Annotated in this window: 12 protein-coding genes and 1 rRNA gene; 3 read left to right on the forward strand and 10 right to left on the reverse strand. The window is 56.0% G+C overall.

The window, feature by feature from the left end:
* Both IB226_RS19695 and IB226_RS19700 read right to left on the reverse strand, forming a co-directional pair.
* A 16S ribosomal RNA gene (locus IB226_RS19695) occupies window positions 1-108 on the reverse strand; the annotation flags it as partial.
* 403 nt (window positions 109-511) lie between these two features.
* Window positions 512-724, reverse strand: coding sequence for a hypothetical protein (locus tag IB226_RS19700; protein WP_167391204.1), 213 nt, complete (start codon window positions 722-724; stop codon window positions 512-514).
* Here IB226_RS19700 and mdtD point away from each other — a divergent pair.
* Window positions 663-2,066, forward strand: a complete 1,404-nt coding sequence (gene mdtD / locus IB226_RS19705; protein WP_192236786.1) for a multidrug transporter subunit MdtD — start codon at window positions 663-665, stop codon at window positions 2,064-2,066. The genes IB226_RS19700 and mdtD overlap by 62 nt on opposite strands.
* Here mdtD and rbsR read toward each other — a convergent pair.
* The 7 genes from rbsR to IB226_RS19740 all read right to left on the reverse strand — a co-directional run bounded on the left by rbsR (window position 2,063) and on the right by IB226_RS19740 (window position 8,427).
* The gene (rbsR, locus tag IB226_RS19710) at window positions 2,063-3,055 is read right to left on the reverse strand and encodes a ribose operon transcriptional repressor RbsR (RefSeq protein WP_192236787.1); all 993 of its coding nucleotides are present in this window, start codon (window positions 3,053-3,055) and stop codon (window positions 2,063-2,065) included. The genes mdtD and rbsR overlap by 4 nt on opposite strands.
* Before the next feature lie 4 nt (window positions 3,056-3,059).
* The gene (gene rbsK, locus IB226_RS19715; RefSeq protein WP_192236788.1) at window positions 3,060-3,989 is read right to left on the reverse strand and encodes a ribokinase; all 930 of its coding nucleotides are present in this window, start codon (window positions 3,987-3,989) and stop codon (window positions 3,060-3,062) included.
* A gap of 64 nt (window positions 3,990-4,053) precedes the next feature.
* The gene (gene rbsB, locus IB226_RS19720; protein WP_101763924.1) at window positions 4,054-4,929 is read right to left on the reverse strand and encodes a ribose ABC transporter substrate-binding protein RbsB; all 876 of its coding nucleotides are present in this window, start codon (window positions 4,927-4,929) and stop codon (window positions 4,054-4,056) included.
* A gap of 26 nt (window positions 4,930-4,955) precedes the next feature.
* Window positions 4,956-5,927 carry a ribose ABC transporter permease gene (rbsC, locus tag IB226_RS19725; RefSeq protein WP_008106756.1) on the reverse strand — a complete coding sequence of 324 codons (972 nt, stop codon included), beginning with the start codon at window positions 5,925-5,927 and terminating at the stop codon, window positions 4,956-4,958.
* The gene (gene rbsA / locus IB226_RS19730) at window positions 5,924-7,432 is read right to left on the reverse strand and encodes a ribose ABC transporter ATP-binding protein RbsA (protein ID WP_192236789.1); all 1,509 of its coding nucleotides are present in this window, start codon (window positions 7,430-7,432) and stop codon (window positions 5,924-5,926) included. Before rbsA ends, rbsC begins: the two co-directional genes overlap by 4 nt.
* A gap of 7 nt (window positions 7,433-7,439) precedes the next feature.
* Window positions 7,440-7,859, reverse strand: coding sequence for a D-ribose pyranase (rbsD, locus tag IB226_RS19735; protein WP_137386811.1), 420 nt, complete (start codon window positions 7,857-7,859; stop codon window positions 7,440-7,442).
* Between the two features lie 172 nt (window positions 7,860-8,031).
* On the reverse strand, window positions 8,032-8,427 hold the full coding sequence (locus tag IB226_RS19740) for a YgiW/YdeI family stress tolerance OB fold protein (RefSeq protein WP_176973313.1): 396 nt from the start codon (window positions 8,425-8,427) through the stop codon (window positions 8,032-8,034).
* A 180-nt stretch (window positions 8,428-8,607) separates the two neighbouring features.
* Here IB226_RS19740 and qseB point away from each other — a divergent pair, with 180 nt between their 5' ends.
* Entirely contained in the window at window positions 8,608-9,270 is a 663-nt protein-coding gene (gene qseB / locus IB226_RS19745; protein ID WP_192236790.1) for a quorum sensing response regulator transcription factor QseB, read from the forward strand.
* Window positions 9,267-10,598: a quorum sensing histidine kinase QseC gene (gene qseC / locus IB226_RS19750; protein ID WP_192236791.1), complete on the forward strand. Its 1,332-nt coding sequence runs from the start codon at window positions 9,267-9,269 to the stop codon at window positions 10,596-10,598. The genes qseB and qseC overlap by 4 nt, the downstream gene beginning before the upstream one ends.
* 11 nt (window positions 10,599-10,609) lie before the next feature.
* Here qseC and kup read toward each other — a convergent pair whose 3' ends face one another.
* Window positions 10,610-12,478: a low affinity potassium transporter Kup gene (gene kup / locus IB226_RS19755; protein WP_101763918.1), complete on the reverse strand. Its 1,869-nt coding sequence runs from the start codon at window positions 12,476-12,478 to the stop codon at window positions 10,610-10,612.
* Window positions 12,479-12,609 lie beyond the last annotated feature (131 nt).

Below are 12,609 nucleotides of genomic sequence, written 5' to 3' on the forward strand. Positions count from 1 at the left end.
GTCCGCCACTCGTCACCCGAGAGCAAGCTCTCTGTGCTACCGTTCGACTTGCATGTGTTAGGCCTGCCGCCAGCGTTCAATCTGAGCCATGATCAAACTCTTCAATTTAAGTTTGATTTGCTGAAACCAGTTCAGCGGTGCTCATCTGTAAAACGTCATAATGAATTTCATTATGTGTTCACTCGTGAGGCTTTGATATTTTTTTGCGTCCGGAGACGCGGATATCAATCCTGCGAGTGCCCACACAGATTGTCTGATAAATTGTTAAAGAGCGTTGCGAACAGCGACTGAACCGCCTGTCGCGAGGTGGCGTATACTACGCTACTCTCCTTCGGAGTCAAACACTTTTTTCAGCGTCTTCATCCGGCGGGATGAATTTCTTCACTCCCTGCTGAGCCGTCTGCGTTGCCGCTTTGCCGTCTCAGTGGTGGCGCATTATAGGGAGTTATTCGGAGCTGACAAGGGTTAATTGCAAAAAAATGACTGAGCGCCTCTTTTTTAAACGAACGCGTTAAAAACGGACATTTCCCGGCGAAGAATCAGTCAAAATCGCCGCTTCATCGGCATAAATCAGCGCCATCACCTTAAACACCAATGCTATTCTCTTTAACCAAACGTAATTTCTTTGTCGCAGGCTGACAATTATTCGAGAAGGACTTTCAATGATTCGCTCCGCGCGCAGCATGGCCGGCTTGCCCTGGATCGCCGCCATGGCGTTTTTCATGCAAGCACTTGATGCCACCATCCTGAATACTGCGCTCCCTGCTATCGCCACCAGCCTTGAACGTTCCCCTCTTGCCATGCAATCCGCCATCATCAGTTACACGCTAACGGTAGCGATGCTGATTCCGGTGAGTGGCTGGTTAGCCGATCGCTACGGCACACGCAAAATCTTCATTCTTGCGGTATCGCTATTTACGCTGGGTTCGCTGGCCTGCGCCTTATCCGGCTCGCTGAGCATGTTGGTGGTCTCGCGCGTGGTGCAGGGGATTGGCGGGGCGATGATGATGCCCGTCGCGCGCCTGGCGCTGTTACGCGCTTATCCACGCAGTGAACTGCTGCCCGTGCTGAACTTCGTTACCATGCCGGGTTTAGTGGGTCCGATTCTGGGCCCAATGCTGGGCGGATTGTTAGTGACCTACGCCAGCTGGCACTGGATATTCCTCCTCAACATTCCCATCGGTATCGCCGGCATCTTCTACGCACGCAAATATATGCCGGACTTCACTACCCCAAAACGCCGCTTCGACTTTTCAGGCTTCCTGCTGTTTGGTTTGGGTCTGGTGCTGATCTCGGTTGGTATCGAGTTGTTTGGTGAGCGCGTGGTATTGCCGTGGCAAGCGTTGTTGGTGCTGTTTAGCGGCATTGCGTTACTTCTTCTCTATATAGTGCACGCGCGTCGCCATCCGGCACCGCTGATTAATCTGCCAATGTTTAAAACCCGCACCTTCTCGGTCGGCATCATTGGCAACATAGCTTCGCGCCTGGGTACCGGCTGCATTCCGTTCCTGATGCCGCTGATGTTGCAGGTGGGCTTTGGTTATCCCGCACTGATTGCCGGTTGCATGATGGGTCCAACGGCGATTGGCGCGCTGCTGGCGAAATCCACGGTGACGCAAGTGCTACGCCGCTTTGGTTATCGCCATACGCTGGTAGGTATCACCATTATTATTGGCATATTGATCGCCACCTTCTCACTGCAATCGCCGGGTGGCAGCGTGGTGGTGTTGCTGGCGGCACTGTTGATTCTGGGGATGGCGATGTCAACGCAGTTCACCGCGATGAACACCATCACGCTGGCAGATTTAAATGATGAGAACGCCAGCGGCGGGAACAGTGTGCTAGCGGTAACGCAGCAGCTGTCGATCAGCTTTGGCGTGGCGGTGAGTGCCGCAGTGCTGCGTTTCTATCAGGATGTCGAGGCCACAACCGTCGCGCAATTCCACGCCACCTTCCTGACGATGGGCGTCGTCACGGTGTTGTCTGCCTTTACCTTTATGATGTTACGTCCGAGCGATGGGCGTAATCTGATCGCCAACCGCGAGAAAAAGAAGAAAGCGACTTAGACCGAACCGCGCTCCACCAGCTCCGGCGTCAGCACCAGCGTTTGCTGACTGGCGTCGGGATCGCCCATACGATGAATCAAGGTATCAATCGCCAGTTCACCTAACTCATCTTTCGGCTGATGAATGGTACTAAGCGGCGGAGTCAGGTAACGCGCCAGCTCAATGTTGTCATAGCCCATCACCGCAATATCCTGCGGCACGCGCAATCCGGCCTGGAACAAGGCGTGATAGACGCCAACCGCCATCGCATCGTTGCTGGTAAATATCGCTTCTGGCAGCGTATTCAGCGTCAGCAGTTGATTCATGGCGTTGAAGCCGCCCTGAAACTCGAAATCACCATCAACCACAAAACCCGGCAGAACCGATAATCCGCTGTTGGCCATCGCTTTATGGAAACCTTCAAGACGCAAACGCGCGGGGGTTTTATCCTGCGGACCGGCAATACAGGCAATGCGCGTGTAGCCACGATCAATCAGATGCTGGGTTGCCAGTTCGCCGCCGAGCAGCGCGTTGTCCTGAATAATGTCGCCGCGCCCTTCAAATGGCGCCCAGTCCATCATCACCATCGGTACCGAGGGATAACGATTGAGGATCTCCGCCGACGGCAGATGGGTTTCGGTGCACATCATCAGTAAACCATCGACGCGCTTTTGCATCAGCGTTTCGAGGCTGCGATTCATACGCTCTTCATCGCCTTCGGTATTACACAGAATCAGGCTGTAGCCGCGTTCGTAGCAGCTGTTTTCTACGCCGCGCACCACTTCGGAATAGAACGGGTTACTGCTGGCGGTCAGCAGCATACCGATGGTGCGGGTTTGTTTGATCTTCAGGCTGCGTGCCAGCGCGGACGGCGCATAGTTCAGCTCACGAATTGCCTGTTCCACCTTTTCACGCACCTGCTCGCTGACAAAGCGATTGTTATTGATGACGTGTGAAACGGTGGAGGTAGAGACGCCCGCCAGGCGGGCGACATCTTTCATGGTAGCCAAGCGCTTAGCCCTGTTGTTGCAGGAAGGCGTCAATCTCAGTGCGCCACGGCACTGAGGGCTGCGCGCCCGGACGCGTCACTGCAATCGCAGCGGCGGCATGGGCGAAACGTACAGCATCATGCATCGCCACACCTTCCAGACGTGCGGTAATAAATGCCCCGTTGAAGGTATCGCCCGCTGCGATAGTATCGATGGCCTGCACGCTGAAGCCCGGAATGCGCACGCCGTTGCCTTGCTCACTCAGCCACACACCGCGACGGCCTAGCGTGATCAACACGGTAGCAATACCTTTCGCATGCAATGCCGCAGCAGCACGCGCGGCATCTTCATCGCTCTTTACCGCAATGCCGGTGAGAATTTCAGCTTCGGTTTCATTTGGCGTGATGATGTCGATAAGCGCGAGCAGCTCATCAGAGAGCGCCGTGGCCGGTGCGGGATTCAGGATCACTTGCGTCTGCTGCGCGCGAGCAATCTTCGCGGCGGCCAGAACGCTTTCCAGCGGAGATTCCAGCTGCATCAGCAACGCATCAGCATCGGCAATCACCTGCTGATGCTGCGCAACGCGAGCCGGCGTCAGCGCGGCATTGGCACCGGAATAGATGCCGATATTATTTTCGCCTTCGCCATTCACGAAGATCATCGCTACACCGGTCGATTCATCTGCGACAGTTTCAACCGGCGCGGTATCAATGCGGTCTTGCTGCAACTGCTGACGAATACGCTCGCCAATATCATCAGCGCCTACACAGGCAATAAAAGCAATGTCTGCACCGGCACGGCCCGCAGCCACTGCCTGATTGGCCCCTTTGCCGCCAAAAGCAATTTGATACTGTTTCCCGATCACCGTTTCGCCCGGACGTGGAAAATGGGCGAGGTTAAGGATGTGATCGGCATTGATGCTGCCGAGAACGGCCAGTTTTGCGCTTGTGGTCATTGGGATTCATCCAGAAAGATGCGCCACCAGGACGGTGGCGCGTTGCCCTGCTTTTCTTTACTTATTATTTGGTCACCAGCTTCAGGTCAACCGGATTAACCGCCTGCACCTTCTCGCCTTTCAATACTTTATCGGCAGTCTGCACGCCAATCACACCAATCTTGTCTGGCATCTGCGCCACAGTCGCGGTCAGTTTACCCGATTCTACGGCTTTCACACCGTCAGCGGTGCCGTCAAAACCCACCACCAGCACGTCGGTTTTACCCGCGGTTTGCAGCGCACGCAGCGCGCCCAGCGCCATTTCATCGTTCTGAGCGAAGACGGCCTGCACATCCGGATGTCCCTGCAGCAGGTTCTGCATCACGTTCAGACCTTTAGTACGGTCGAAGTCAGCAGGCTGGCTCGCCAGGATGTTGAATTTGTGAGCATCGGCTGCCTGTTTGAAGCCTTCGCCACGCTCGCGCGCCGCAGACGTACCGGCAATGCCTTGCAGCTCAATAATTTTCGCGCCATCGCCCAGTTTTTTGGCGATGAAGTCACCGGCCATTTTGCCGCCGAAGCGGTTGTCAGAAGCCACGTGGCTCACCACGTTGCCTTGTGCTGCTACGCGGTCCAGCGTGATCACCGGAATATTTGCCTGGTTCGCCATCTTCACGGCGTTACCCACCGCATCAGAATCAGTTGGGTTGATCAGCAGCAGCTTGGTGCCGCGCACCGTCAGATCCTGCACGTTCGCCAGCTCTTTCGCCGGGTTGTTCTGCGAATCCAGCACCACGAGGTTATAACCCAGTTGGTCAGCTTCTTTCTGTGCGCCATCTTTCAGTGACACAAAGAACGGATTATTCAGCGTAGATACCACCAGAGCAATGGTGTCCTTAGCCATCGCGCCAGCACTGAGGGTGGCGCCAAGAATGACGGCCAATGCAGTTAACTTTTTCATTTTTAAATCCTGTGTGAAGGTCAGAGTTATTTACTGCTTTTGTTATCCACCAGCACCGCTAGCAGAATGACGACGGCTTTAACAATCATTTGGTAGTAAGACGATACGCCCATCAGATTCAGGCCGTTATTCAGGAAACCGAGGATCAACGCACCAATCAGCGTGCCCATGATGCGACCTTTACCGCCCGCCAGGCTGGTACCGCCCAGCACCACCGCAGCAATCGCATCCAGTTCATAACCGGTGCCCGCTGTAGGTTGTGCGGAAGAGAGACGCGCCACTTCGATGGTGCCCGCCAATGCCGCCAGCAGGCCGCACAGCGAATAGACGATGATTTTGACGCGATTAACGTTGATGCCCGACAAACGCGTAGCCGCTTCGTTGCCACCCAGCGCATAAATGTAACGACCAAGGCGCGTGTGATGCAGCATGTACCACGCCAGCCCGAACACCGCGACCATCAGCCACACCGGCGTTGGAATGCCCAACGGGCGACCGATGCCGAACCAGCCGAACAGATCGGCGTTATCGTTAAAACCGGTATTGATCGGGCTGCCGTTGGTGTAAACCATGGTGACGCCGCGCAGCAGCAACATCATCACCAGCGTGGCGATGAAAGCCTGCACCTTGCCGCGCGCTACAATCACGCCGGTAATACCGCCAATCGCCGCCCCCAGCGCCAGCGAAGCCGCAACGGCCACCAGCGCATTCACCTCTAATCCGACAATCGATGCCGCCACCGCGCCGGTCAGCGCCAGCAGCGATCCCACCGACAGATCAATGCCCGAGGTCAGAATCACCAGCGTCATGCCGACCGCCATGATGGCGTTGACCGACGTCTGCTGCAGAATGTTGAACATGTTGGCCAGCGTGAAGAAGTTCGGGCTCTGGCTGGCAACCACGGCGATCAGCACGATCAATGCAATCAGTGATTTCTGCTCCAGCAGCCAGGCTTTGCTAAACCAACGACGGCTGGCGGGTAAGGTTTGGGTGCTCATACAACTAACTCCTCGCTGTGTTGCTTACCGACTGCCGCCGCCATCAGGGATTCCTGGGTAGCTTGCTCACGGGAAAATTCGCCACTCAGATGGCCTTCATGCATCACCACGATGCGATCGCTCATGCCCAGCACTTCCGGCATTTCCGACGACACCAAAATGATGCTCAGCCCTTCGGCTTTAAACTGGTTAATTAACTGATAAATTTCTTTTTTTGCCCCGACATCGACGCCGCGTGTCGGCTCATCAAGAATCAGCACATCGGGGCGCGTCATCAGGCCACGCGCAATCGCCACTTTTTGCTGATTACCGCCAGACAGCAGACCAATCGGCTGCTCCATTGACGGGGTTTTAACGTTGAACAGGCGGATAAAATCGCCCACCGCCAGCTGCTCGTCGCTGTGGCGCAGGTTGCCCGCGCCAGTGCTGAAATAGCGCAGCGCGGTCAACGACATGTTCTCTTTCACCGACATGCCGAGCACCAGACCATCGCGCTTGCGATCTTCCGAGATATACACAATGCCGCTGGCGAGGCCATCCTGCGGAGAGCGGGTCACGATCTCGCGGCCGTTCAGCGTCACTTTGCCTTTGCTGCGCGGCAGCGCGCCGTACAGCACTTTCATCAGTTCGGTACGTCCTGCGCCCATCAGACCCGACACGCCAAGGATTTCCCCTTTGCGCAGCGTAAAGCTGACGTTATCAACGCCCGGACCGCTGAGGTTTTCGACTTTTAAGCGGATCTCGCCCGGCTGTTGATCGATACGCGGATATTGATCTTCCAGCTTGCGGCCGACCATCATCTCGATCAGGCTCTCTTCGCTGAGATCGCACACCGCGCGTTCGGCAATAAACTGCCCATCGCGGAACACCGTGACGTCATCGCAAATCTCGAAGATCTCTTTCATGCGGTGCGAGATATAGACGATGCCGCAGCCTTGCGCTTTCAGTTCATTGATGACGCGGAACAGCGACAGCGTTTCGGTATCAGTCAGCGCATCGGTCGGTTCATCCATAATGATGACTTTCGACTCGAAGCTGAGCACCTTGGCGATCTCGACCATCTGCTGATCGCCAATCGACAAATCGCCCACCAGCTTGTGGCTGTCGAAACGCAGATTGAGGCGCTTTAATAGCGCATCCGCTTCGGCATACATCTTTTTCCATTCGATGCGGCCAAAGCGGTTAACACATTCGCGGCCAAGGAAGATATTCTCGGCAACAGTCAGCTGCGGAATCAGGTTCAGTTCCTGATGGATAATGCCAATGCCGGCTTCCTGCGACGCCTTTGGACCGGAGAACGCCACATCCTTACCCAGCCACTGCAGGGAACCGGCATCCATGCTGTAAATGCCGGTCAGCACTTTCATCATGGTGGATTTGCCCGCGCCGTTTTCACCCACCAGCGCCATCACGCGTCCCGAATAAACGGCCAGCGATGCGCCATTCAACGCCTTCACGCCAGGAAACGACTTTTCAATTCCTTTGAGTTGCAATAACGGTTGCATAGCGGCCTCAGAAGGTCACGCCGGCGCTCAGGATGACATTCGCATACGGAGAACACTCTCCGCTGCGAATGACCGCCTGACTACGCTGCGTATGTTGTTTGAATTGTTCATGGCTGGTGTAACGGATGGTGATGACATTCCCCTGGTGCTGTTGCAAGGCTTCGAGCACGGCGAGCAGTGCGCTGTGGAGCTGCGGATTGTGCTGCTTAATCTCCTCCGCTATCAGGGCGCTTTCGACCTGCATCTCCTGCGTGACAACGTCAACTACCTGTAGAAATTCGGGCGTACCCGGCGTTAACGCCAGATCGATGCGCTGTGGACCGGCCGGAATCGGCAAGCCTGCATCTGCAATCGTCAGCGTATCGGTGTGCCCCAGGCGAGCAATCACATGTGAGACTTCAGCGTTTAACAAGCGACCTTTTTTCATTTATTCCACTCCACAGCGAAACGTTTCGCTGATCGGGAGTGTATAAAATGCGCACGGCAACTCAATGGCGGCATCACGGAAATGTGATCGCCATCGAAACGTTTCGCTTGTGCCAGAGAGAATTTGAGTTTGGTGGGGTTTTGGAGCCGCTGCTGCGGCCCCGGAGATGGGATTACGGCAGTTTACGTACCTGTTTCACGTCCAGTTCGATGGAGTTGAAATCTTTATCCAGTTCGCCGGTCAGTTCTACCTGATCCTTCGGCGTGATGGTCAAACCGTTCCAGCGTTTATGATCGATTTCAACTTTCATGGTGCCGGTGGCATCACGGAACTGATAATCCTCATCACCGATTTGCTTCTCAAGCGTACCGCGCACGGTAATCCAGCTATCGTCTTTCATCTCTTCGGCCTGTTTCACCGTGACAACGCTGGTGTTATCGGCTTTGAACCCGCCGGACTTCACCTGCGCGGATGGCGCATTGGGATCAACAAAGCCACCTTGCTGAGCGGCAAGAACCGGCGTGGCGGCCAGGGCGACAATCGCTAACAGAGCTGCGGACTTTTTCATAATTCACCTCTTTTCCATGAATGTGTCGGTTTACGGGAGCTATTTCACCATAAGGTTCTTAACAGGATCTTAAGAGAATCCGTCTGGCTAACATTCATGAAAAATAGTCTATTTGCCGGGATTTTCGCTGTACAAGAGCAATTGTGCTTCGTATAACTCCGCTTAACAGAAGGAGAGTTAATGCGCATTTTACTGGTTGAAGATGACACGCTGATTGGCGACGGTTTGAAAGTCGGGTTGACCAAACTCGGTTTCAGCGTGGATTGGTTTGTCTCCGGCGAAGCCGGATTTCAGGCGTTGACCGCCGCGCCCTGGGACGCAGTGGTGCTGGATCTGTCGCTGCCCGAACGCGATGGTCTGGATATCCTGCGTCAGTGGCGCCAGCAAGAACACGATGTGCCGGTGCTGATCCTCACCGCGCGCGATGCGCTCGATCAGCGCGTCCAGGGATTGCAACTCGGCGCCGACGATTACCTGTGTAAGCCGTTTGCGTTAACAGAAGTGGCGGCACGCTTGCAGGCGTTGATCCGTCGCCGTCATGGGCAACTGCAGCCGGAACTGAAACACGGCAACGTGGTAATGGCGCCCGGCAGCCACAGCGTGCTGTGCGATGGCGAAGCCGTCAGCCTGAAGAGCCGCGAACTGGCGCTGCTGGAACTGTTTCTGCGTAATCCTGGCCGCGTGCTGACGCGCAGTCAGCTGGAGGAGAAGCTCTACAGCTGGGATGAAGATGTCTCCAGCAATGCGGTGGAAGTGCACATTCATCATCTGCGCAAGAAACTCGGCAGCCAGTTTATTCGTACCGTACACGGCGTCGGTTATACGCTGGGAGCGGCGGAATGAGTCTGTTTCTGCGCCTCGCCATCGGCTTTGTGCTGCTGATTATAGTGTGCGGCGGCCTGGCCGGCCTCAGCGCCTGGCATCAAACCCGCGATACGGTAAACGAGCTGTTTGATACTCAGCAGATGCTGTTCGCCAAACGGCTGATAGCGCTTGATCCCACCTCGCTGCAGGACGTGACGTTGCCGAAAACCAAAGCGATCCTGCGCCATCATCGCGGCGATCAGGATGATGATGCGCTGGCATTTGCCATTTTCAGCGCGGCAGGCCAGCCACTGTTGAACGACGGCGAAAACGGTCGCGACCTGCAATTCGATCATCAGCGCGATGGCTTTGTTGATGGACGACTGCGCGGCGATAAAGATAGCTGGCGCCTGGTGTGGCTCACCTCTGAGGATAAGCGCTATCGCGTGGTGGTCGGGCAAGAATGGGAATACCGCGAAGATATGACGCGCGATCTGGCGCTCAGCAGCCTGCTGCCGTGGCTGATTGCCATGCCCTTTATGTTGCTGCTGCTGCTGGCGCTGGTGTGGTTCGAGCTGCGCCCGTTGAAACGCCTCACGCTTTCCCTGCATCAGCGTGCGCCGGATGATGCCACGCCATTGCCGGACACGCGCTTGCCTAAAGAGGTGAAGCCGCTGGTGGTGGCGCTCAACGGTTTGTTCAGTCGTATGGCGCATCTGGTGCAGCGCGAACGTCGCTTTACCTCCGATGCCGCCCATGAACTGCGCAGCCCGCTGGCGGCACTGCGCGTGCAGAGTGAAGTGATTCAGCTGGCAGATGATGATGAGGCGATGCGCAAACGGGCGATTCAACAACTGGATAGCGGCATCGTGCGTGCCACGCGTCTGGTGGATCAGCTCTTAACGCTGTCACGCGTGGAAGCCGACGATCTGCGCAGCGAGTTTCAACCGGTGGCGCTGGCGCCGCTGCTGCAAAACCTGCTGGCGGAGCACTTCCCGCAGGCAGAACAACAAAACACCGCTTTGCAATTCACCAGCCATGCCGAACCGGTGATGAACGGTCATCCGCTGTTGCTGGGGTTGATGGTGCGTAATCTGCTGGATAACGCGCTGCGCTATTCGCCGTCGGGCAGCACTGTTGATGTGCAGCTCAATGCCCGCGCCATTACCGTTGATGATAACGGGCCAGGCGTCAGCGATGAGCAGTTGATAAGGTTGGGTGAACGCTTCTGGCGACCGCCGGGACAGGCGCAAACCGGCAGCGGATTAGGGCTTTCCATCGTGAAAAATATTGCCCAGCTGCACGACGTTCGCTTGCAGTTCAGCCAGCGCGCCAGCGGAGGATTGCGCGTCACCTTAAGTTGGTGACGCGCACAGCGTTAAATCTCGACCTGAGTTCCCAGCTCGATCACGCGGTTCGGTGGGATTTCAAACTGATCGGGCGCGCGCAGCGCATTGCGTTGCAGCGCGAGGAACAGCTTGCCGCGCAGGCGCAGATACCACGGACGATCGCCGATAATCAGCGATTCATGCGACATAAAGAAGGAGGTTTCCATCATGCGGCAGTTCAGGCCTTCAAGACCGCAGCGGTGGAAAATCTCTTCGACGTTTGGCGTTTCGCGCCAGCCGTAACTCGCCACCACGCGCCAGAAAGTCGGCGACAACTGTTCGATGGTCACACGACGGACGTTGTGCACGTAAGGCGCATCTTCCGTACGCAGCGTCAGCAGCACTACGCGCTCGTGCAACACTTTGTTGTGCTTGAGGTTATGCAGCATGGCAAACGGAATCACATTCAGCGCACGCGACATATACACCGCGGTGCCCGGCACGCGTACCGGCGGCGATTTCTCCAGCGACGCAATCATCGCTTCCAGTGAATTGCCGTGCTCATGCATACGACGCAGCAGACGGAAACGCTCGCTTTTCCAGGTAGTCATGATGATGAACATCATCAGCGCCAGCGTCAGCGGCAGCCAACCGCCGGAGAACACCTTGATCAGGTTGGCGGAGAACAGCGACACGTCGATGATCAGCATGGCAATCAGAATCAGCACCACCAGATAGCGGTTCCAGTGCCAGTTTTGAATCGCCACGGTAGAACAGAGAATGGCGGTCAGCACCATGGTGCCGGTGACCGCGATGCCATAAGCCGCCGCCAGATTGCTGGAGTGCTCGAAGCCGACAATCACAATCACCACCGAGAAGTAGAGCAGCCAGTTAATCACCGGAATATAGATCTGCCCGGACTCCTCTTCTGAGGTGTGCACAATGCGCATCGGCGGCAAATAGCCGAGACGCACTGCCTGACGCGTTAATGAGAACACGCCGGAAATCACCGCTTGCGAGGCGATCACTGTGGCTAAGGTGGCGAGAATCAACATCGGGATCAGCATCCAATCCGGCGCAAGCAGGAAGAACGGGTTTTTGATCGCTTCAGGATGTTTGAGCAGCAGCGCGCCCTGACCAAAGTAGTTGAGCACCAGTGAAGGCAGCACCACGATAAACCAGGCGAGACGAATCGGGAATTTACCGAAGTGGCCCATATCGGCATACAGCGCTTCCACGCCGGTAATCGCCAGCACCACCGCGCCCAGCGCGAAGAAAGAGACACTTTTGTATTGAATAAAGAAGTGCAGCGCCCAGTAAGGATTCATGGCGTGCAGCACGTCAGGATTATTAATGATGCTACGCGCACCCAATACGGCGAGGATGATAAACCACAGCAGCATTACCGGTGCGAACAGCTTACCGACAATGCCGGTGCCGTGCTTCTGGATGACAAACAGCAAGGTCAGCACCGCAATCGCCAACGGCACGATGTAGGTATCGAGGCTCGGCGCGGCAATTTCAAGACCTTCTATCGCCGATAGCACCGACACCGCCGGCGTGATCACAACTTCCCCGTAGAAGAAGCTGCCGCCGATCAGGCCCATGATCACCAGTATCGCGGTGGCTCTGGCGCCGGTATTTCGTCCGGCCAGCGACATCAGCGTTAAAATCCCGCCTTCACCGGCGTTATCTGCACGCATCACGTAGCTGATGTACTTCAGCGACACCACCAGAATCAGCAGCCAGAAAATCAGCGACAGGAAGCCAAAAACCGCTTCGCGCTCCACGCCAAATCCAAACTGACCAGAGAGGCATTCACGCAATGTATAGAGTGGGCTGGTACCGATATCGCCATACACCACGCCAATTGCCGCCAGCGTGACTGCCCCAAGGGACTGTTTCTTATCCGAGCTCATAAGTTGTCTTTTGTTGGAGCCGGAGGCGCTTGCCTTCCGCTCAAGCCATCAAAAAGCGCACAGTATGCACATATTCCCAAAAAAACCTACTCTTACAAAGTGTCACCATCGCGTCGGTGACGCGGTTTTTC

Source organism: Pantoea sp. PNT03 (genome assembly GCF_014852515.1).
Lineage (GTDB): Bacteria > Pseudomonadota > Gammaproteobacteria > Enterobacterales > Enterobacteriaceae > Pantoea > Pantoea leporis.

Bases quoted from the DNA above. Each gene is read 5' to 3' on its own strand.
- qseB (WP_192236790.1), top strand. From the start codon at position 8,608: ATGCGCATTTTACTGGTTGAAGATGACACGCTGATTGGCGACGGTTTG.
- IB226_RS19740 (WP_176973313.1), bottom strand. From the start codon at position 8,427: ATGAAAAAGTCCGCAGCTCTGTTAGCGATTGTCGCCCTGGCCGCCACG.
- qseC (WP_192236791.1), top strand. From the start codon at position 9,267: ATGAGTCTGTTTCTGCGCCTCGCCATCGGCTTTGTGCTGCTGATTATA.
- mdtD (WP_192236786.1), top strand. From the start codon at position 663: ATGATTCGCTCCGCGCGCAGCATGGCCGGCTTGCCCTGGATCGCCGCC.
- kup (WP_101763918.1), bottom strand. From the start codon at position 12,478: ATGAGCTCGGATAAGAAACAGTCCCTTGGGGCAGTCACGCTGGCGGCA.
- rbsA (WP_192236789.1), bottom strand. From the start codon at position 7,432: ATGCAACCGTTATTGCAACTCAAAGGAATTGAAAAGTCGTTTCCTGGC.
- IB226_RS19700 (WP_167391204.1), bottom strand. From the start codon at position 724: ATGAAAAACGCCATGGCGGCGATCCAGGGCAAGCCGGCCATGCTGCGC.
- rbsB (WP_101763924.1), bottom strand. From the start codon at position 4,929: ATGAAAAAGTTAACTGCATTGGCCGTCATTCTTGGCGCCACCCTCAGT.
- rbsC (WP_008106756.1), bottom strand. From the start codon at position 5,927: ATGAGCACCCAAACCTTACCCGCCAGCCGTCGTTGGTTTAGCAAAGCC.
- rbsD (WP_137386811.1), bottom strand. From the start codon at position 7,859: ATGAAAAAAGGTCGCTTGTTAAACGCTGAAGTCTCACATGTGATTGCT.
- rbsK (WP_192236788.1), bottom strand. From the start codon at position 3,989: ATGACCACAAGCGCAAAACTGGCCGTTCTCGGCAGCATCAATGCCGAT.